This is a genomic window from Alloyangia pacifica (genome assembly GCF_900116195.1).
GTDB classification, from domain to species: Bacteria; Pseudomonadota; Alphaproteobacteria; order Rhodobacterales; family Rhodobacteraceae; genus Salipiger; species Salipiger pacificus.
This window is the reverse complement of sequence record NZ_FOZW01000013.1, coordinates 108905-129115: the sequence shown is the minus strand read 5'-3', so window position 1 is coordinate 129115 and position 20211 is coordinate 108905. Positions and strand designations below refer to the sequence as shown.

The window sequence follows — 20211 nt, the reverse complement described above, 5'->3', positions numbered from 1 at the left end:
CGCCGTGGATCAGCGGCCGAGCGCTTCGAGCACGCGGGCGCGGTAGTCCATGGCGTTGCCGCCTGCTTCCTCAGCGAGCATCGCCCAGGTCTCCGACACGGCCTCCATGAACTGCGCACGGTCGGCCTCGGGGAAGTCCTCGCCCCATATCACACCCATCTCGCCCAGTTTCTCTCGTGCGGCCATCTCGGCCTCGGCGTCCTTGTCGTACTGGTTGGTGCGCTCCCAGAGAGCATCCGCCGCCGTGGTGATCGCCGTCTGGATCTCGGGGTCAGTGGCCTCCCAGGTTTCGGTGGCGACGCCCAGCGTGTAGGGCGCCGAGGCCATCGGGTAGAGGAAGGAGGCATAATCCGTCACCTCCTGCAGCGAGATCGTGCTGGCGTAGAGCGCCGGGTAGAGCGCGCAATCCACCACGCCGGTCTTCAGCGCCACGTAGGTCTCTTCCTGCGGGATGATCTGCGCCGCGACACCGAGCTTGGTGAAGGTCTCGACCTGCTCGCGCGCCCAGACCCGCAGCTTGACGTCCTTCAGGTCCTCGAGCGTGCGGATCGGCTCGTCGCGGCAGAAGACCGAAACCGAGAGCGTCGGGATCGCCACGAAGCCGACGGTGGTCACGCCCCAGTCGGTGTATTCCTCTTCGTAGATTTCCTGCGCCACCGGCAGCACCGCCTTCAGCTCGTCGACGGTGCTGATCGCGCCCTGCACGAAGACCGAGGACAGCGCCGGCGCGTCGCGGCCGAGGTAGTTCGACCACATCAGGCTCATCTCCACCGCGCCGCGCGGCAGCACGCGCAGCAGATCGGTGTTCTTCAACCCCAGCGAGCCGCCGCTGTAGACGGTCAGCTTGAAATCCTTGCCGTCGAGAGCCGCGTTCACATCCTCGGCGAACTGCTCGATCTGTGCGGTTTCCGGCCGGGTCTCGGGCAGGAAGTTATTGAGCCGCCAGTCCTCGGCCATCGAGGCGGTCGCGGCGGAGCCTGCGAGGGCGGCGCCCAGCAGCGCGGTGCGGATGCGGATGGTCATTGGGGTCTCTCCTCTCGGCCGATTGCGGGGCCGCTCGTTAATTGAAATCTCACTGCGTTCAATGGGGGGAAGCGGTTGACCTCAGGGCGCATTCACCAGTTGCGGGTGCGCGCAAACGCCGCGGCACCCCTTTGCCCGTCGGTCCGGTTGCGCTAGCGTCCCGGAAACTCGACATGGGGGCGGAAATGGATTTTCTGGCACGCGTGACCGCGATCGTCGGCGGCACAATGGTTCTACTTCGGCGCGTCAACGCACCGGGCACTCAGGCGTTCGGTGCAAATCCTAGCATACCCGAGGCCAAGAAGCAGGGGATCATGACCCTGAAGATGCCAACGGCCAAGGGCTGGGAGCCCGGCCAGACGCCCAAGGCCGCGCCGGGGCTGAAGGTCAATGCCTTCGCTTCTGAGCTCCAGCACCCGCGCTGGATCGAGGTGCTGCCGAACGGGGATGTTCTGGTCGCCGAGGCGATGCAGCAGGGGCGGCCGCCGAAGACGCTCTTCGACAAGGCCGCACAGGCCACCATGCGGCGCGCGCGCGCGCTCGGCACCAGCGCCAACCGCATCACCCTCTGGCGCGACGAGGACGGCGACGGCGTCGCCGAGCGTCGCGAGGTCTTCATCGAAAAGCAGAACCAGCCCTTCGGCATGGCGCTGGTGAACGGCACCTTCTACATCGGCAACACCGACGGCATTGTCGCCTTCCCCTACGAGGACGGCGCGACCCGGCTGACCGGCGAGGGCCGCAAGCTGGTAGATTTCAAGCCCGACGGCCACTGGACCCGCAGCCTTCTGGTCTCGCCCGATCGCACGAAGATCTATGCCGGCGTCGGCTCGCTGAGCAACATCGCCGACGAGGGCATGGAGGTCGAGGAAGGCCGCGCCGCGATCTGGGAACTCGATCTGGAAACAGAAAAGGCCCGCGTCTTCGCTTCCGGCCTGCGCAACCCCGTGGGCATGGCCTGGGAGCCCACCACCGGTGCGCTCTGGACCGTGGTCAACGAACGTGACGGGCTCGGCGACGAGACCCCGCCGGATTACCTCACCTCGGTGCAGGACGGCGGCTTCTACGGCTGGCCCTATTGCTACTGGGGGCAGATCGTCGACGACCGCGTGCCGCAGGACGCGGCGCTGGTTTCGCGTGCGATCCAGCCCGATTACGCGCTTGGCGGGCACACCGCCTCGCTGGGCCTGTGCTGGATGCCCGAAGGCACCCTGCCCGGCTTCCCGGACGGCATGGTGATCGGCCAGCACGGCTCGTGGAACCGCTCGACCCTGAGCGGCTACAAGCTGGTCTTCGTGCCCTTCGAGAACGGCAAGCCCTCGGGGCCCTCGCGCGATATCCTCTCAGGCTTCCTCGCCGAGGACGAGAGCGTCTCCTACGGACGCCCGGTCGGGGTCTGCATCGGGCCGGACGGAAAGTCGCTGCTGATGGCGGACGACGTGGGCGATATCATCTGGCGAGTGACCGCGGCCTGACGTCGAGATGTCAGATCAGTGACCCGGGTAGCCGCGCGCAGCGCGGCCCTTCGCAATACGCCCTGCGAGGCCAAGAGACAGACGCTTCCGATGGCAGGGCGCTTGCGGCACATCGGCCAAACCACCGCGTCCGGTCAGGTCAAACAAGACCTCCGGCTGCGCGCACCGTGCCGCGTCAACCGGCAGAACCTAGAGGACTCATCGAGATGCCCCATATGACGCGCGAGGACACCGTCGAGGCCTATTCCGCCTATATCGCCTGCCTGAACGCTCAAGACTGGTCTAGCTTGCACCGCCATGTCGCAGAGGAGGTCACCTATAACGGCGACCTCGTCGGCCTGCGCGGATACCGTGACATGCTGATCGGCGATTTCGATGCGATCCCCGATCTTTCCTTCAACGTGTCGCGCGTTGCATGCGATCCGCCTCTCATCGCCAGCAGCCTCGCCTTTGACTGCACGCCGAAGGGGATGCTTTTCGGCCTTCCGGTCAATGGCAGGCGGGTCCGCTTCACCGAGAACGTCTTTTACGAGGTCCGGGACCGCAGGATCCTGAACGTCTGGTCGGTGATCGACAAGGCCGCCATAGCCGCTCAGCTCTGATCCGGGTCAGGCGCGTCTCAGGCAGCCAGACCTGCTGAAAACCAAGAGGACAGCCGGCCCGACGGCCCCGTTTGCGCGACCTCCGAGCGGTGTGCTGCCGGCTGGCTCAGCCTCCCCCCGATTGGTCCCGAACCGCGCCGGATGCCATTCATGTCGGGTGCGGAAGGCAGGCACCTGACGCCTGGACGGGCGTTGCCTAGGACGTAGGAATATCCGCGGGAGGGCCGTCGTCCAGACCGCTCCCCCGCGTTGACCCGCGGATCACTCCCAGCAGTTGACCGCCACGGTCATGTCGCGCGCCGCCGCCGTGAGATCCTCCGGCGCCATGACGCCCTCGCCCTGCGAGGCATTGCCGGAGATCCCGGCCCCCTGCAGGAAGGCGAGCAGCGCCGAGGCGTCGGTGGCAAAGGCCACGTCTTCGGGCAGCTGTTTCGCCCCGGCATCGCGCGGCATCAGCACGCCGACCACCGCGCCGCCCGTGTCGAGCACCGGCCCGCCCGCGTCGCCCGGCGTGGTCTCGACCTCAAGCCGCGCCAGTGTTTCCTCGCCGCCCAGCCCCTGACTGTCGGCCAGCGCGCCGAAGGTCAGCGTCGGCGCACTCAGCACGCCGCCATAGGGGAAGCCCGCGACCGCGACCTCGGAGTTGAGACGCGGCATGTCGGTGCGCAGCCGCGCCACGCCGCGCGGTGCCAGCGCCGCCGTGGGACGCAGCAGCGCCACGCCCAGATCCGCGTCGCTCTGCAGGAGCTGCGCGTCGTAACTGCCGTCGAGGGTGAGCCGGCTGCAGCCAGCCACAGCCTCGGCGGTGGTCAGCACCGTGCCGCGCCCATCCACGAAGAACCCCGCCACGGTTTCACGCGGCTTGCGGATCGGCAGGCCGGAGACAAGGTCCAGAGACTGGCCGTCATCGCTCACCGAGGCCGGGTCGAGCACGCCTGCGGTCGCCCGGAAGCTGGTCTTCATCATGTTCACGACGCGCTCGAAGCGGGCTTCGTCACCCGCCGGCCAGACCAGCGTCCAGCCCTTGATCTGCCCGTCCCGCAGCTGCACCTCGGTGTGGCTGGTGATGCTGGCATTGCTGCCGGTGAGAGTGAAGCCGTCGCGGCGCAGGCTGCGCGCGCCGTTGACCGGCACGACCGCCAGCGTCTGAAGGATCTCGTAGAGCCCGCCAAGCGCCTTGCGGTCGCCGGGCTGGCTGATCAGCAGCGCCTGCGCGCCCTCAAGCTCGCCGTTGCCGCTGTAGATGGCAAAGGGCGCCTCGTGGCGGTCGAAGTCCAGCACGCCCATGGGCATCTCGATCGCGATGCCGGCGCGGGCGTCGGTCACCTCCTGCATGCCGGTGCCTTCGAGCACGGCATTGTACTTGCCCAGAAGGTCGGCGCGCTGGCGCGTGGTGAGGATGCCGGTCACCTGGTAGCCGTTGTCTCGCTGCCAGGCCCCCATGGCCATGCGGGTGCCATTGCCGAAGGCCCCGTCGATGGCGCTGTCGTAATGACCCGACCAGCGCAGCGCCACCTGCAGCTGCTGGCGCTCGGCTGCGTTCAGCAGCTGCTCGCTGCGCCGCGCCTGCGACACGGTCTCCTCGGGGATCTCCGGCTCCGGCGCCGGCTCTGCTGCCACGGGTGCGTCCGGCGTGGCAACGGGAGCCCCGGCATCCGGTGCTTCTGCCAGGTCCTCGGCCAGCGCATCCGCCAGAGCGGCGGTCTGTTCTTCCGGCGCCGACTCGAGCGGCGCACTTGTCACCGGCGGCTGGCTGGGGGTGCCGGCAACGCCCGCGCCCACCGGCCAGAACTGCCGGCCGTATTCGCCGGAGGCGGCAAGGTAGGAATCGCGCGGGATGCGGCCCGCCGCACGCAGGCTGCGCAGCTGCTCCGCCGCTGCCTCGGGCGCATAGGGGCCGAGCGCGATGCCGTACCAGCCACCGCCAAGCGAGAATCCGTTGACGTCCTGCAACCCGCCCGCGTAGTCGCGCAGTCGCGCCTCCGCCTCGTTCAGGCTGGGTTGGGCTTCGATCTGGATATAGACCAAGTCGCCCTGCTGCGCTGCTGCGCCATGGGCGAGCAACGCCGCGGTCGCTCCTGCGAAAAGAATGGATCTGAACATGGCTTCACTCGCTCCTCGGGCCCGGGTCGTCTGACGATCTCTTGTTTTCTTCGGGAAGTCTGTAACAGACGCCTCGCTCGCGTCATCTCAAAAGATGGTCAGGCTGGCGCATTGACGCTTGACCGTTGCACGCATAATCAGGCAGCCGACCATTCGACGACGGGCGCGCCCTGCGCCGCAAGGAAGGATGCCATGAGCGTGACCAGCATGAGCGAAACCGGCATGACCCAGACCGGCAAGCCGCGCAGCTTCCAGGAGATCATCCTGCGGCTGCAGACCTATTGGGCCTCCAAGGGCTGCGCCGTGCTGCAGCCCTACGACATGGAAGTGGGCGCGGGCACCTTCCACCCGGCCACGACGCTGCGCGCGCTCGGCTCGAAGCCCTGGGCCGCCGCCTACGTGCAGCCCTCGCGCCGCCCCACCGACGGGCGCTACGGCGAGAACCCCAACCGGCTGCAGCACTACTACCAGTACCAGGTGCTGATCAAACCGAGCCCGCCGGACCTGCAGGCGCTCTATCTGGGCAGCCTCGAAGCCATCGGCATCGACATGGCGCTGCACGACATCCGCTTCGTCGAGGACGACTGGGAAAGCCCGACGCTGGGCGCCTGGGGTCTCGGCTGGGAGGTCTGGTGCGACGGCATGGAGGTCTCGCAGTTCACCTATTTCCAGCAGGTCGGCGGCCATGACTGCCACCCGGTCTCGGGCGAACTGACCTACGGGCTCGAACGCCTCGCCATGTATGTGCTCGGCATCGACCACGTGATGGAGATGCCGTTCAACGATCCCGAGTCGCCCATCGCGCTGAAATACGGCGACGTCTTCCGCCAGACCGAGGAAGAATACTCGCGCTGGAACTTCGACGTGGCCAACACCGAGGTGCTGCTGCGCCATTTCGAGGAAGCCGAGGCCGAATGCGAGGCGATCCTGTCGCGCGCGCATGACGATCCCAAGACCGGCAAGCGCATCGTCATGGCCCACCCGGCCTATGACCAGTGCATCAAGGCCAGCCACCTGTTCAACCTGCTCGACGCGCGCGGCGTGATCTCGGTCACCGAGCGGCAGGCCTATATCGGCCGGGTGCGCACGCTGGCGAAGAAATGCGCCGATGCCTTCGTCAGCACCGAGGCGGGCGGCTGGACCGCCGAAGCCGCGGAGAGCGCCGCGTGAGCGGCAAGATCCTCGCGATCTTCATCGTTGCGGCCGCGCTGATCTTCGGCGCGGTCGTCTACTACGCGCAGGTCTATTACTTCTACGAGCCTCTGCCCGAGGCCGAGGCGCGCGTGGTCCTGACCCCGATCGACGGCGACGGTCCGCGCGACATCCCGTTCGAGGATTTCGACGGCATCGACGCCTCCTCCTCGCCGATCCGATACCGCGCCTGTTTCACCACCTCCGAGCGTCCGGACACGCTCGACCCGGTGTTCGAGCGCTACGAGGGCGCGGAGCCGCGCAATGCGCCCGAGTGGTTCGGCTGCTTCGATGCAGAGGCGATCGGCGCGCAGATCGAGGCGGGCACGGCGCATGTCTACACCTCGCGGCGCAACATCGAGTTCGGCATCGACCGGGTGGTCGCCATCACCGACGACGGGCATGGCTACGTCTGGGAAGAGGTCAACGAGTGCGGCGACAAGGCCTATGACGGCACGCCGCTCGGCGAGGATTGCCCGGAGAGGTAAAGCGCTGTTGGGAGCTGCGGGAGCCGGGTGAGCGCCGTCCCGCGCGTGGGCGCTGCCACATGCGAGCGATGCACTTTCTGCCAATCAAATCCGGGCGACGTCCGCGCACTGCGCGACATTGAAAGAGCGCCCTCCCGCGGGGACGGCGCTCACCATCGGGCTTGAACCGATGGCGCCACAATGGACGACCGCTCGCCCGGCGGATCTGCCTTGCTTCCGGGCCGGCTCAGCCCTTCCAGTCGAAGAACCCCTCGCCCGCCCGGGCCAGCAGCTCGCGTGCCAGGTCGGCGCCCATGCGCGCGCCCTCGGTGATCGGGCCACGGCGCTCGCCGGAGAGCGCCTCGCTACCATCGGGGCGCAGGATCTCGCCGCGCAGCCAGAGCTCCTCGCCCTCGAGCAGCGCCAGCCCGGCGATGGGCGTCTCGCAGCTGCCGTCGAGGGTGCGCAGGAAGGACCGCTCGGCATCCAGCCGGAACTGCGTCGGTCGGTCGTGAATCGCATCCAGCATCTCGGCCACACGCGCATCGTCGGTACGCCGTTCGATGCCGATGGCACCCTGCGCAATCGCGGGCAGCATGTCCTCGGGCGCGATCGGGGTCATGTGCTCGCCGGCCATGTTCATCCGGTTGAGCCCGGCCATGGCGAGGAAGCTGCAGGCGGCGACGCCGTCTTCGAGCTTCTTCAGCCGAGTCTGCACGTTGCCGCGAAACTCGACGACCTGCAGGTCCGGGCGGCGGCTCAGCAACTGCGCCCGGCGGCGCAGGGACGAGGTGCCGACCACCGTGCCCTCGGGCAGCTCGGCGATGGCCGAATGCGTCGGCGAGATGAAGCAGTCGCGCACGTCCTCGCGCGGCAGGTAGCAATCGAGGATCAACCCCTCCGGCTGCTCGGTCGGCATGTCCTTCATCGAGTGCACCGCGATGTCGATGCCGCCCGACAGAAGCTGTTCCTCGATCTCGCGGGTGAACAGCCCCTTGTTGCCGATCTCCTTCAGCGGCCGGTCCGCGGCGATCATCGCGCGGTCGTCGCCGGTGGTCTTGATCACCACCACCTCGAAGGCCTCGGCGGGCAGGTCGAAATGCGCGGCCAGCCGGTCGCGGGTCTCATGCGCCTGCGCCAGCGCCAGCGGCGAGCCGCGGGTGCCGATCTTCAGGGGGGCTTCGGGCGAAGGCAGGGTGATGGGGGTCTCGATTGTCATGGCCTGAGCTTTATGTCGCGGGAGAAGCTGTGGCAATGGGGGCCGTTTTGACATATTGCCGCCCCCAGACGACGGACCTGAAAGACACTGAAGAAAGACGGGGGTTCCCATGACCAAGACGATCCTGCGCGCGCTGGCCGGCGAGACCCTGCCCACCCCGCCGATCTGGATGATGCGCCAGGCCGGGCGCTACCTGCCCGAGTACCGCGCCACCCGGGCGCAGGCCGGGGACTTCCTGTCGCTGTGCTACAACCCCGAGCTCGCCGCCGAGGTGACGCTGCAGCCGATCCGCCGCTACGGCTTCGACGCGGCGATCCTCTTTGCCGACATCCTGCTGCTGCCGCAGGCGCTGGGGCTCGACCTGTGGTTCGTCACCGGCGAGGGCCCGCGGCTCTCGACCATCCAGACCGACGCCGACCTTGCCGCGCTGAAGCCGGTCGCGGCGATTCACGACACGCTGGGCCCGGTCTACGAGACGGTGAAGATCCTCTCGCGCGAGCTCCCGTCCGAGACCACGCTGATCGGTTTCGCCGGGGCGCCCTGGACCGTGGCGACCTACATGATCGCCGGGCGCGGCACCAAGGACCAGGGCCCGGCACATGCGCTGAAGGCCGAGAACCGCAAACTCTTCGAGGGCATTCTCGACGTGCTGACGCAGGGCACCATCGAGTATCTCACCAAGCAGGTCGAGGCCGGGGCCGAGGTGGTGAAAATCTTCGACAGCTGGGCCGGCTCGCTCGAGGGCGACGATTTCCGCAAGTACGCGCTCGAGCCCGCCCGCATCATCACCCAGGAAATGAAGGCACGCTTCCCCGGCCTGCCGGTTATCGCCTTCCCGCGCCAGGCGGGCGAGAACTATATCGGGTTCCACGCGGCCACCGGTGCCGATTGCGTCGCGGTCGATGACAGCGTGACGCCCGAATGGGCGGCCGAGCACGTGCAGGTCTCGGGCTGCGTGCAGGGCAACCTTGCCTCGTCGCACATGGTCACCGGCGGCGACGCTTTGGTGCGTGAGACGCAGCGGGTGGTGAAGGCCTTCTCGAAGGGGCCGCATATCTTCAACCTCGGGCACGGCATCACCCCCGACGCCGACCCCGAGAACGTTCAGCTGATGATCGACACCGTGCGCAGCACGGTCACCGCCTGAACCAAACCTAGCGCCTGACGGCGGTGCTGCCGCGCCGCCGTCCCGGCTGCGGCCGAGACCGCGCCCGCTCGCGCAGGAAGACCACCAGCCCCGCCCCGACGATCAGCGCGCAGCCGATCCAGGTGGCGGGGATCGGCCACTCGCCGAAGATCGCCCAGCCCCAGAAGATCGCCAGCGGCAGCCCGACATATTCGAAGGGCGCGATCACCGCCGCGTCGGCCATCCGGTAGGAGGCGCTGAGCGCGTAGCCGACGAAGCCCGAAATGCAGCCGAGCAGCAGGAAGACCATGGCGTCGCTCGCGCTGGGAAGCACCCAGGGGCGGAGCAGGAAGCGCGCCGCCTCGCTGTCGAAGCTGTCCATGTAGCGCCCGTCGCCCGCGACGAGGTAGAATCCCGCCGAGACCACGAGGAACATCAGCTGCAGGTGCACTGCCAGTGCCGAGGCGCGCGTGGTCACCCCAAGCTTGCGCGTCAGCACCTGTAGCAGCGCATAGAGCAGCGCCGAGACCACCGGAAGCAGCAACGCCAGCCGCGCGCCCGCGACCCCCTCCGGCGTCTCCGCCCAGGGCTGCTGCATCACCACCACGCCCAGAAAGCCGACAAAGACCGCCCCGAGCCGCCACGGCCCCACGCGCTCGCCGAGCATGGGCACCGAGAGCAGCGTGATGAACAGCGGCGCCACGAAGAACAGCGCCGTCGCCTGTCCCAGCGGCATGATCGCCACCGAGGCGTAGAAGGTCATGTTCGCCAGCACCACCAGCACCCCGCGCGCGAGATGCAGCCAGGGCGTGTCGCTGCGCAGCAGTTTCCAGCCGCCCTCGAGCTTGAGCATGACAAGGATGATGCACAGCCCCACCGCCGCGCGCGTGGCGACAATCTGGTGCAGCGGGTAGCCACCCGAGAGCAGCTTGATCAGCATGTCGTTGATCGAGATTCCCGCAACCCCCGCGCAGATCAGCGCGATTCCGAGGCCGGGACGGTGAAGGCTGGTGGCAGATGCGGCGAGTGTCATGCCCCGGCTCTAGCCCGGCCCGAAGACAAGCGCCATATGCAAACACCCGCACCCAACGTCCTTCGAAGGACGTTGCAAATCTCTTCGAAGAGATTTGTCCGCCCTGTTGACCGACCACGCCAGCTTGCTCCTGCCGGAAACTGGCAAGAGGCGGACCGCGCACAGCGCTCCCTGCCCCTTCGCACGTTGCGCTTTGCGCCCGCGGGCCTAGGTTTGCGCTCACGGAAACGGGAGGACCGGGCATGTCCATGGTCGAAGTGGCGCAGGTCGCCAAGAAATACGACGGCAGTTTCGAGGCCCTGAAGGGCGTCGATCTCAACATCGAACAGGGCGAGATCCTTGCGCTGCTCGGCCCCAATGGCGCGGGCAAGACGACGCTGATCTCGATCATCTGCGGGCTGGTCACCCCCACCGGCGGACACATACGCGTCGGCGGGCACGACGTGATCACCGACTACCGTGAGACCCGCCGCCTCGTCGGTCTGGTGCCGCAGGAGATCAACCTCGAACCCTTCGAGAAGGTGCTCAACACCGTGCGCTTCTCGCGCGGCCTCTTCGGGCTGAAGCGCGACGACGCCAAGATCGAGGACGTGCTGCGCCGGCTGTCGCTTTGGGACAAGCGTGACACGCCGATCCGCGCGCTCTCGGGCGGGATGAAGCGCCGGGTGCTGATCGCCAAGGCGCTGGCGCACGAGCCGAAGGTGCTGTTCCTCGACGAGCCCACAGCCGGGGTCGACGTAGAACTGCGCCGCGACATGTGGGAGATCGTGGCGGACCTCAAGGCACGCGGCACGACGATCATCCTCACCACCCATTACATCGAGGAGGCCGAGGCCATTGCCGACCGCATCGGGGTAATCAACCGCGGCCGCATCCTGCTGGTCGAGGACAAGCAGAGCCTGATGACCCGGCTCGGCCGAAAGGAGCTGCGGATCTCGCTCGATGCCCCGCTGGATGCCCTGCCCCCGTCGCTGGAGGGCCGCGGGCTCGAGTTGCAGGACGGCGGCCAGATGCTGGTGCACAGCTACGACAGCACCGCCGAGCGCAGCGGCATTGCCCGGCTGATGGCAGATCTCGCCACCGAGGGCATCGCCGTGCGAGACGTCGCCACCCGGCAAAGCTCGCTTGAGGAGATCTTCGTCAACATGGTGCATAGCGAGGAGGAGGCGGCATGAACCTCCGCGGCATCTGGGCCATCTACCACTACGAGATGAGCCGCTTCTTCCGCACGCTGATGCAGAGTTTCCTGTCGCCGGTGATCTCGACCTCGCTCTACTTCGTGGTCTTCGGCGCCGCCATCGGCTCGCGCATCGACGAGGTCGAGGGCGTCAGCTACGGCGCCTTCATCGTGCCGGGGCTGGTGATGCTCTCGGTGATCACCCAGGCCATCGCCAACGCCAGCTTCGGCATCTACTTCCCGAAGTTCATCGGCACGATCTACGAGTTACTCTCGGCCCCGGTGAACTTCCTCGAGATCGTCATCGGCTACGTCGGCGCGGCGGCCACCAAGGCGCTGTTCATCGGCGTGGTGATCCTCGGCACGGCGACGCTTTTCGTCGATCTGCACGTGGAGCACCCCGTGGCGATGGTTGCCTTCCTGGTCCTGACCTGCGTCAGCTTCGCGCTGCTGGGGTTCATCATCGGCATCTGGGCGGGCAACTTCGAGCAATTGCAGCTGGTGCCGCTGCTGGTGGTGACGCCGCTGATCTTCCTCGGAGGCAGCTTCTATTCGATCTCCATGCTGCCGCCCGTGTGGCAGACGATCACCCTGTTCAACCCGGTGGTCTACCTGATCTCGGGCTTCCGCTGGGCCTTCTTCGGCATGGCCGACGTGCCGGTCGGGCTGAGCCTGCTGGCGATCGCCGGCTTCACCGCGCTCTGCCTCGCGGTGATCTGGTGGATCTTCCGCACCGGCTGGCGGCTGCGCAGCTAGGCGCTGCCCGCAGCCGCGCCTTCACCCTCGCCCGCCGCCGCGACGATCCAGTCGAGGAACACCTGCGCGCTCTGCGACAGCGGCATGGCGGCGGTAGCGAAATAGGAGGTGCCGAGATCCACCTCGCCACCCGGCCACATGCGCAGCGCGCCCTCGCGCACCGCGCCGCTGGCGATCGAGCGCCAGCCCAGCATCACGCCGCGCCCGTCGAGCACCGCCTGCGCTGCCTGCACGTAGTTGTTGAAGGTCTGCCCCGAGAGCCGCCCGCGCGTGACGCCGCGGACACGCAGGTAGTCCTCCCAACCGGCCCAATGCTGGTTGTGCGGGCTGCGCACATGGATCAGCGGCGCGCTGCCGAGGCCTATGCCTTCGGCCTCCAGCCGCTCGAGCAGCGCCGGGGCCGCCACCGGGCAGACCCGCTCGTCGAAGAGCTTCAGCGTTCGCCCCTCGCGCCAGCCGCCGGTGCCGTAGCGCACCGCGACGTCGATCCCCGGCGCGAGATGCGGCAGGTCCGTCGCCGGGGCCTGCACGTTCACGGTGATCTCGGGGTGGCGGGCATAGAACTCCGGCAGGCGCGGCATCAGCCAGTAGGTCGCCATGCCGAGCGTGCAGGAGACGGTGACCTGGTTGCCCTCCTGCCCGCTGAGCGCGCGGATGTCCTCGAGCGCGGCGGAGATCTGCCCGAGCCCGTCGCGCACCGCCCGCGCCAGAAGTTCGCCCGCCTCGGTCAGCTGCGCCGGACGCGTGGCCCGATCGACCAGCGGCGCGCCCACGTGCTCTTCCAGCGACTTCAACGCCTGGCTGACCGCCGGTTGCGTCACGTTGAGCCGCGCGGCGGCAAGCTGCATCGAGCCATGGCGCGAAACCGCCTCGAAGGTGGTCAGCAGGCGGAGCGGAGGCAGGCGATCCATTTCATAACCCTTGGCTTAAGTTATCATCACGCTAATCCGGCTGTCGCGGAAAGAAAACCCGTGGGATGCTTGTTTCAGCAACTCCCAAAATACGCGCTCAACACACTGGAAAATATGATGAACGTGATGACCTCTCCGATCGCCACCCCGGCCCTGAAAGACAAGGGCCTCGAGATTGCCCTCTCGGACGGCGCCAGCCATTACTTCAATTACTTCTGGCTTCGCGACAATTGCCCCAGCTCGTTCAACGCCAACACGCGCGAGCGCAGCTTCGACATCTTCCATCTCGACGCCGCCCCGCGCGCGCAGACCGCCGAGGTCGTCGGCGATGCGCTGGAGATCACCTGGGCCGGCGAGGAACACGTCACCCGCTTCCCGCTGGACTGGCTCGAGGCCTACAAGACCCCTGCGCGCCGTCCCGACCCGGCGGATCTGCCGCGCAAGGCATGGTATGGCGACCACTACCCCGACGTGCCGCGCTTCAGCCAACCCGAGTTGCTGGCCGACCCCGCGCTGCGGGCAAAATGGATCGAGGCCATGCTGGTCGAAGGTTTCGTCATCCTCACCGACATGCCGAACAGCGACGCGGGGATCACCGAAACCGCCGAGATGATCGGTCAGGTCCGCCCGACCTTCTTCGGCGACTACTTTGACGTGAAGACCCACATCAACCCGACAAATACCGCCTACACCGCGTCGGCGTTGGAACTGCACACCGACACCCCCGCCGAAGAGCACGCGCCGGGCGTCCAGTTCCTGCATTGCCGGGCCAACACCGTCGAGGGGGGCTACAGCCTCTACGCCGATGGCGTCGCCGTGGCCAACGATTTCCGGCTCCGCGATCCCGAGGGGTTCAAGGTGCTCTCGGAAGTGCCCGTGCCGTTCTTCTGCGAGCATGACACCTACGACATGCGCTCGCGCCAGACGATCATCGAGCTGGACCAGCATGGCGAGGTGTCCGGCCTGACCATCAGCCAGCACATGCTGGACATCTCCGATCTGGACCAGGAGCTGCTGGACAGCTGGTACCCGGCCTTCTGCCGCTTCGGGAAGATGCTGCAGGAAGAGAAATACATGATGACCTTCCTGATGAAGGCCGGTGAATGCATGGTCTTCGACAATCACCGCATCGTGCATGGCCGCGCCGCCTATACCGCGGAGAGCGGCGATCGCTACCTACGCGGCTGCTACACCGACCGGGCCGAGATGCGCTCGACCTACCGCGCGCTGGTCAGCGAGGGGCGGTTCAAGAAATGAGCGCCGCATCCCTGCACAGCCTGCCGGAGACCGCGACCGATCCTGCCGCCCTGCGGCAGGACCTCGCGGCGGCTTTCCGCATCTGCCACCAGATGGGCTGGAGCGAGTCCGTCGGCAACCACTTCAGTGCCGCCGTCTCCGAGGATGGTGCCCGCTTCCTGCTCAACCCGCGCTGGCAGCACTTCGCGACGATCCGGCCCGAGGACCTGCTGCTGCTCGACAGCGGTGACGAGACGGTGCTGGACGGCCCGGATGCGCCTGACGCCTCGGCCTGGTGCGTGCATGGCACGCTGCACCGCAAGAAGCCCGAGGCGAAGGTAATCCTGCATTGCCATTCGCCCTATGCCACGGCGCTTTCCTGCCTTGCCGATCCCACGGTCGTACCGATCGACAACAACACCGCGCGCTTCTACGGGCGCACCGCCTATGACCTCGATTTCGGCGGCATCGCCGATGCCGAGGAAGAGGGTGAGCGGCTGGCGGACTCGCTGGGCGACAAGTCGGTGCTGGTGATGGGCAACCACGGGGTCACCGTGGTCGGCGAGACCGTGGCCGACGCCTACGAGGACCTTTACTTCTTCGAGAAGGCCGCCCAGACGCTGATCCTCGCGCGCTCAAGCGGCGAAAAGCTCTCGGTGCTGTCGGACGCGGTGGCGCAGAACACCGCCGACGGCTGGCGCGCCTATCGTGGCATGGCCGCCCGGCACTTCGACTTCCTGAAGTCGCAACTGCCCACGCTCTGATCTTCTTCCGCGCGGGGCCGCCATGGGTGGCCCCGTGCGCATCGCAGGTCTCGTCCGGCGGCGCGGGCTGCGCTATGCAGCGGCAGCCATTCCAGCAGACGAGGCCCGCCATCAAACGTTTCCCTTCCATTCAGGCGCTGCGCGCCATCGAAAGCGTCGAGCGCAATGGTGCGCTCTGGCGGGCGGCGGCGGAGTTGAATGTCACCCGCAGCGCGGTGAGCCACCAGCTGCGCCTTCTGGAGACCGATCTCGGCTTCAAGATCCTCGAGCGCAACGGCAATCGCACCGAGATCACCCCGCGCGCCCGCGCCTATGCCGAGGACGTGCGCCGCGCGCTGAGCATGATCGCCACATCGACCGCCCGCGTGTCGCAGCACGGGCTGACCGGGCGGCTGACAGTGAGCGCACCGCCGGGCTTCGCCTCGGCATGGCTGTGCCTGCACATCGGCGATTTCCTCGCCGAGAACCCCGAGGTGGTGCTCAACGTGATCAGCACCCACAACCTTGCGGACACCAACAACCCCGAGGTCGACATTTTCATCACCTTCGGGCAGGAGCCGCGCGCGCACCTGCTGATCGAGCCGCTGATGTCGGTCGAATTCACCCCGCTCTGCAGCCCCGCCTACCTGAGCCAGTTCAAGAGCTTCAACGATCTGGGGATCCTCAAGGCCGCGACCTTGCTGCACATGAACGACTTCACCGACTGGGAAAACTGGATGCAGCTCTCCGGCCTGCCGCCGGAGAATGCCCACCGGGGCATCTGCTATTCGGACATGAACATCGTTCACACCGCGGTTCTGTCGGGCCAGGGAATCGCGATCGGCGATACGGTCCTTTGGCGCGAGGAACTGCGCGAAGGCCGGCTGATGCGACCTTTTTCACCATCTTTGCACGCTGACACGGGGTATTTTCTTTGCACGCCGGAAGAAAACCTCGAGAACCAGATCGTGGTTGAATTCTCTAACTGGCTGAAAAGACGACTTGAATTGAGCAGGTTTCGCCGCAAGCGCGCCTCGTGACAAATTTCGTTTGTCACGAGGCGCAATAAGTTTCATTTGCGATCCATGTTCGTGCCTCCCTAGGTTTGTCGCATAACGGACAGGAATGAAAAGCGAGGCGATTGTGGCAAACACAACGCAGATCGAAGCACGTTCGGTCGGAAAAAAGTTCGGGAAATTCCACGCCTTGCGCGACATTTCCCTGGAAATCGCCGAAGGCGAATTCCTCTCATTGCTGGGGCCTTCGGGCTCGGGCAAGACCACCTTCCTGACGCTGCTCGGAGGGTATGAAAACACCACCTCGGGACAGCTGTTTCTCGAAGGGCAGGACATGACGGGCTGGACCGCGAACCAGCGCGGTTTCGGCATGGTTTTCCAGGGCTACGCGCTGTTTCCGCACCTGACGGTGGCAGAGAACATCGCTTTCCCACTGAAGGTGCAGAAACGCTCCAAGGCGCAGATCGCCGATCGGGTGGCACAGATGGTCGAGATGGTCGGCCTGTCGGGACATGAGAACAAGAAGCCAAAGGCGCTCTCGGGCGGCCAGCAGCAACGCGTGGCGCTGGCCCGGGCGCTGGCCTATGAGCCCAAGGTGCTGCTGCTCGACGAGCCCTTCTCGGCGCTGGACAAGAACCTGCGCGGACAGATGCAGGAGGAACTGCGCCGCCTGCACCGCGAGCTCGGCACCACCTTCGTCTTCGTCACCCACGATCAGGAAGAGGCGCTGGCGCTCTCGTCGCGCATCGCCATCTTCAACCACGGCGCGCTGCAGCAGGTCGGCACGCCCGACGAGGTCTACGAGCGGCCCGCCAACCGCTTTACCGCCGAGTTCCTCGGCGACATCAACATCCTGACCCTCGACGGCACATCCGGCGTCGCCGGAACCCCGATCCAGCTGCCGGTCAATGCCGTCGGTCTCGGCCACCTTGCCGTCCGCCCCGAGCATATGCGGCTCGCCGCCGAGGGCGACGCCAACCAGCTGCCGGTGCGGCTGCGCGACCGGGTCTACCTGGGCTCGAAGTCCCGCCTGCTGCTGGAAACGCAGGCCGGCGAGGAGCTGATGCTCTACCTCGACAACGGTGCCGGCCCCGCCGCGCCGCAGACCGGAGCCGAGCTCCGGGTCGCCTGGGACGTGCAGGACAGCTTCGCCGTCTGAGCCCTCCCACCCTGCCCCGCCTTGTGATCCGGCGCGCCGCGCGCGCCGGGCGGGGCAACTCTGCCTCCAAAACCCCAGACCCCATCAAAAACGAAACGACAGGTGAGTAAATGAACAGCCATTTCCAGAACGATTGCGTCGAAATCCTCAAGGAACGTCAGGCCAGGGGGCAGATCTCGCGCCGCCAGATGCTGCAGGGTCTCGGGGCGCTGATGGGCACCACGGCCATCGGCCTTGGCGCGCGCGGCGCGCATGCCGAGACCGGCAAGCTGGTCTTCGTCAACTGGGGCGGCGATGCGCTCGACGCCATGGACGAGGCCTTCGGAAAGCCCTTCACCGCCGAGACCGGCATCAAGGTGCTCTACGACGGCTCCGGCCCGACCGAGGGCGCGATCATCGCGCAGGCCAAGGGTGGCAATCCGACCTGGGACCTCGTCGATGCCGAACCCTTCTCGGCGCAGGCGCTCGGCCGTCAGGGCATGATCGAACCCATCGACTACGACATCGTCGATCCGGCCAAGCAGCGTGAGGGCTTCCAGTGGGAGTACTCGTCGTCCTGCTACTTCTACTCCTACGTCATCGCCTATGACGCCACGCAGTTCGACACGCCGCCGACCTCGCTGGCCGATTTCTTCGACGCCGAGAAGTTCCCCGGCAAGCGCGCCATGTACAAATGGGGCGCGGGCATGTGGGAGGCGGCGCTGCTCGCCGATGGCGTGGCGCCCGAGGACCTCTACCCGCTGGATCTCGACCGCGCGCACAAGAAGATCGAGGGCTTCAAGGAGCACATCGGTGCCTTCTGGGGCGGCGGTGCGGAAAGCCAGTCGCTGCTCCTCAACGGCGACGTATCCATGGCGCTGATCTGGAACACCCGCGCGAGCCTGCTGCACAAGGACACCGAGGGCGAGATCACCTTCACCTGGGACGACGGCATCATCGGCCCGGGTGGCATCGCCGTGGTCAAGGGCAACCCCGGCGGCACCGAGGCGGCGATGCGCTACATCGCGGCAACGCAGGAGCCCGAGCGCCAGGTGGTGCTGTTCCAGATGCTCGGCAACGGTCCGAGCAACCCGGCGGCAGACGCGCTGATCCCCCAGGAGGAGCGCAAGTTCAACCCGATGGACCCCGAGAACCTGCCAAAGCAGACCGCGCTCGACATGGACTGGTACGAGAAGAACTACAGCACGGCGCTCGACGCCTACCTGCAGATCATCTCCGCCTGATCCCGTCACCCCCGCCGCCCCGTGCCCTGTCGCGGGGCGGCGCCAAGGAGCCTCCATGCGCGCCTATCTCTTCCTGATATGCCCCGTGCTGCTGTTCCTGGGAGGCAGCTACCTGCTGCCTTTCCTCGGGATCATGCAGCTCAGCTTCACCGACCCCGAGCCGGGGCTCGGCCAATACAGCCACGTGCTGTCGGACCCGCTGACCCTCAGCGTGATCTGGCGCACCCTGCGGATCTGCGTGATCGTCACCGCCGTCTCGGTCGCAGCCGCCTATATCATCACCCTCCTGTGGGTCCGCGGTCGCCCGCTGGTGCGTAGCCTGACCGAGCTGTGCATCATGATCCCCTTCTGGATCTCCGTCCTCAGCCGTGCCTTCGGCTGGATGTCGATGCTGTCGAACCGCGGCCTGCTGAACACCTGGCTCAAGGACCTCGGGCTGATCGAGACCTCGCTGCAGCTGACGCGCAACGAGTTCGCCGTGATCATCGGCATGTCTCACTACCTCATTCCCTTCGCGGTCTTCCCGCTGGCCACGGCCATGCGCAACGTCGACGAGCGGGTGCTGACCGCCGCAGACGGCATGGGCGCCTCTCGGATGCGCATCTTCTGGCAGGTGTTCCTGCCGATGACCGCGAGCGGCATCATGGGCGCGACCCTGCTGGTCTTCGTCTTCTCGGTCGGCTTCTTCGTCACCCCCGCGCTGCTGGGCGGCGGGCAGTCGGTGCTGATCGCCGAGCTGATCTACCTCTGGATCTTCCAGATCCCGCAATGGGGCATGGCCGCCGCGATGAGCGTGATCCTGATGCTCGCGGTGGGCGGCATCCTGGTGCTGCTCATGCGCCGCTACGGGGAGATGGCGAAATGACAAAGCTGCACCCCGGCCGCCTCGCCACGCTGCTGACCGCGCTGGTCGCGCTCTTCCTGCTGATGCCGCTGATCGCGGTGGTGCCGGTGAGCTTCACCTCGCGCCGGTACCTTAGCCTGCCCGACGGCAAATACTCGCTGCGCCACTACCAGGCGCTCTGGGAAGACCCCGAGTGGCTGAGCAGCTTCCTGACCTCGGTGCAGGTCGGCGTGATCGCCAGCCTGCTGGCCGTGGCGCTGGCCACCGCCTTCTGCATCGGCATCTGGATGCTGCGTCCGCGCTTCTCCGGGCTGATGACCGGCTTCGTGCTGCTGCCCATGGTGGCGCCGCCCGTGGTCTCGTCGCTGACACTCTACTTCTTCCTCAAGAAGCTGTCGGAGTGGAACAGCCTGATCGCCTACGACAGCCTCGGCGGCGTGATCCTCGCCCACATGGTGATGATCGTGCCCTACGCCGTGGTCGTCGTCATGGTCTCGCTGAGCCAGATCGACCGGCGCATGGACCTGGCCGCGCAATCCATGGGCGCCAGTGTTCCAACCCGTATCTTCGGGGTGATCCTGCCCAACATCCGCTTCGGCCTCTTGGGCGCGTTCTTCCTGTGCTTCCTGCTCAGCTGGGACGAAATCGGCGTGACGCTCTTTGTCACCTCGGTCGAGACCATCACCCTGCCCCGCCGCATGTGGATGGGTCTGCGTGACAACGTCGACCCCTCGATCGCCGCGCTCTCGGTGCTGCTGATCCTCGTGGTGAGCCTGTTGGTGATCGCCCGTGCCCTGCTGCTGATGCGCAAGGAACGCGCCGCCCGCTGATCCCGCCTTCCGCGCCCCGGTGGCGCGGAAGACCCCGCAAAACCCCAGACCAACCCAACGACAGAAAAAGAGGGTCC

General features: G+C 66.9%; 19 protein-coding genes. 14 read left to right on the top strand and 5 right to left on the bottom strand.

Going from position 1 to position 20211, the window contains the following annotated elements; translation table 11 throughout:
• Positions 1-9 precede the first annotated feature (9 nt).
• Entirely contained in the window at positions 10-1023 is a 1014-nt protein-coding gene (dctP, locus tag BM397_RS23240) for a TRAP transporter substrate-binding protein DctP (RefSeq protein WP_092429004.1), read from the bottom strand.
• A 185-nt stretch (positions 1024-1208) separates the two neighbouring features.
• On the opposite strand from dctP, the gene BM397_RS23235 reads away from it, so the two are divergent.
• Both BM397_RS23235 and BM397_RS23230 read left to right on the top strand, forming a co-directional pair.
• A complete protein-coding gene (locus tag BM397_RS23235) occupies positions 1209-2498 on the top strand; it encodes a PQQ-dependent sugar dehydrogenase (RefSeq protein ID WP_092429227.1) in 1290 nt (429 codons plus the stop codon).
• A gap of 206 nt (positions 2499-2704) precedes the next feature.
• Positions 2705-3100: an ester cyclase gene (locus BM397_RS23230; RefSeq protein ID WP_245696190.1), complete on the top strand. Its 396-nt coding sequence runs from the start codon at positions 2705-2707 to the stop codon at positions 3098-3100.
• Positions 3101-3361: 261 nt separating this feature from the next.
• Here the strand turns inward: BM397_RS23230 and BM397_RS23225 are convergent, their stop codons facing one another.
• Positions 3362-5203 carry a serine protease gene (locus BM397_RS23225; protein WP_092429008.1) on the bottom strand — a complete coding sequence of 614 codons (1842 nt, stop codon included), beginning with the start codon at positions 5201-5203 and terminating at the stop codon, positions 3362-3364.
• Positions 5204-5425: 222 nt separating this feature from the next.
• Here BM397_RS23225 and BM397_RS23220 point away from each other — a divergent pair, with 222 nt between their 5' ends.
• Together BM397_RS23220 and BM397_RS23215 are read left to right on the top strand one after the other, a co-directional pair.
• Complete coding sequence (locus BM397_RS23220; RefSeq protein ID WP_092429229.1) at positions 5426-6373, top strand: glycine--tRNA ligase subunit alpha; 948 nt, start codon at positions 5426-5428, stop codon at positions 6371-6373.
• Positions 6370-6882, top strand: coding sequence for a DUF6446 family protein (locus BM397_RS23215; RefSeq protein WP_092429010.1), 513 nt, complete (start codon positions 6370-6372; stop codon positions 6880-6882). Before BM397_RS23220 ends, BM397_RS23215 begins: the two co-directional genes overlap by 4 nt.
• Before the next feature lie 226 nt (positions 6883-7108).
• Here the strand turns inward: BM397_RS23215 and hemC are convergent, their stop codons facing one another.
• Complete coding sequence (gene hemC / locus BM397_RS23210) at positions 7109-8080, bottom strand: hydroxymethylbilane synthase (protein WP_092429012.1); 972 nt, start codon at positions 8078-8080, stop codon at positions 7109-7111.
• A 109-nt stretch (positions 8081-8189) separates the two neighbouring features.
• On the opposite strand from hemC, the gene hemE reads away from it, so the two are divergent.
• The gene (gene hemE / locus BM397_RS23205) at positions 8190-9227 is read left to right on the top strand and encodes a uroporphyrinogen decarboxylase (RefSeq protein WP_092429014.1); all 1038 of its coding nucleotides are present in this window, start codon (positions 8190-8192) and stop codon (positions 9225-9227) included.
• A gap of 7 nt (positions 9228-9234) precedes the next feature.
• Here hemE and BM397_RS23200 read toward each other — a convergent pair whose 3' ends face one another.
• Entirely contained in the window at positions 9235-10239 is a 1005-nt protein-coding gene (locus tag BM397_RS23200; RefSeq protein ID WP_092429016.1) for a DMT family transporter, read from the bottom strand.
• 242 nt (positions 10240-10481) lie between these two features.
• Between BM397_RS23200 and BM397_RS23195 the strand changes: the two genes are divergently transcribed.
• The gene (locus tag BM397_RS23195; protein ID WP_092429018.1) at positions 10482-11414 is read left to right on the top strand and encodes an ABC transporter ATP-binding protein; all 933 of its coding nucleotides are present in this window, start codon (positions 10482-10484) and stop codon (positions 11412-11414) included.
• Positions 11411-12172, top strand: a complete 762-nt coding sequence (locus BM397_RS23190) for an ABC transporter permease (protein ID WP_092429020.1) — start codon at positions 11411-11413, stop codon at positions 12170-12172. Before BM397_RS23195 ends, BM397_RS23190 begins: the two co-directional genes overlap by 4 nt.
• Here BM397_RS23190 and BM397_RS23185 read toward each other — a convergent pair.
• Entirely contained in the window at positions 12169-13083 is a 915-nt protein-coding gene (locus BM397_RS23185) for a LysR substrate-binding domain-containing protein (RefSeq protein ID WP_092429022.1), read from the bottom strand. The two genes, BM397_RS23190 and BM397_RS23185, sit on opposite strands and share 4 nt — an antisense overlap.
• 117 nt (positions 13084-13200) lie before the next feature.
• On the opposite strand from BM397_RS23185, the gene BM397_RS23180 reads away from it, so the two are divergent.
• From BM397_RS23180 to BM397_RS23150, 7 genes are all read left to right on the top strand, one after another.
• Positions 13201-14340 carry a TauD/TfdA family dioxygenase gene (locus tag BM397_RS23180; protein WP_092429024.1) on the top strand — a complete coding sequence of 380 codons (1140 nt, stop codon included), beginning with the start codon at positions 13201-13203 and terminating at the stop codon, positions 14338-14340.
• Positions 14337-15083: a class II aldolase/adducin family protein gene (locus BM397_RS23175; RefSeq protein WP_092429026.1), complete on the top strand. Its 747-nt coding sequence runs from the start codon at positions 14337-14339 to the stop codon at positions 15081-15083. The genes BM397_RS23180 and BM397_RS23175 overlap by 4 nt, the downstream gene beginning before the upstream one ends.
• A gap of 74 nt (positions 15084-15157) precedes the next feature.
• The gene (locus BM397_RS23170; protein WP_092429028.1) at positions 15158-16102 is read left to right on the top strand and encodes a LysR substrate-binding domain-containing protein; all 945 of its coding nucleotides are present in this window, start codon (positions 15158-15160) and stop codon (positions 16100-16102) included.
• Between the two features lie 166 nt (positions 16103-16268).
• A complete protein-coding gene (locus BM397_RS23165; protein ID WP_245696191.1) occupies positions 16269-17237 on the top strand; it encodes an ABC transporter ATP-binding protein in 969 nt (322 codons plus the stop codon).
• A 110-nt stretch (positions 17238-17347) separates the two neighbouring features.
• Positions 17348-18460 carry an ABC transporter substrate-binding protein gene (locus tag BM397_RS23160; RefSeq protein WP_092429031.1) on the top strand — a complete coding sequence of 371 codons (1113 nt, stop codon included), beginning with the start codon at positions 17348-17350 and terminating at the stop codon, positions 18458-18460.
• 55 nt (positions 18461-18515) lie between these two features.
• A complete protein-coding gene (locus BM397_RS23155) occupies positions 18516-19325 on the top strand; it encodes an ABC transporter permease (RefSeq protein WP_092429033.1) in 810 nt (269 codons plus the stop codon).
• Positions 19322-20134, top strand: a complete 813-nt coding sequence (locus tag BM397_RS23150) for an ABC transporter permease (protein ID WP_092429035.1) — start codon at positions 19322-19324, stop codon at positions 20132-20134. Before BM397_RS23155 ends, BM397_RS23150 begins: the two co-directional genes overlap by 4 nt.
• The last annotated feature ends 77 nt before the right edge of the window (positions 20135-20211 follow it).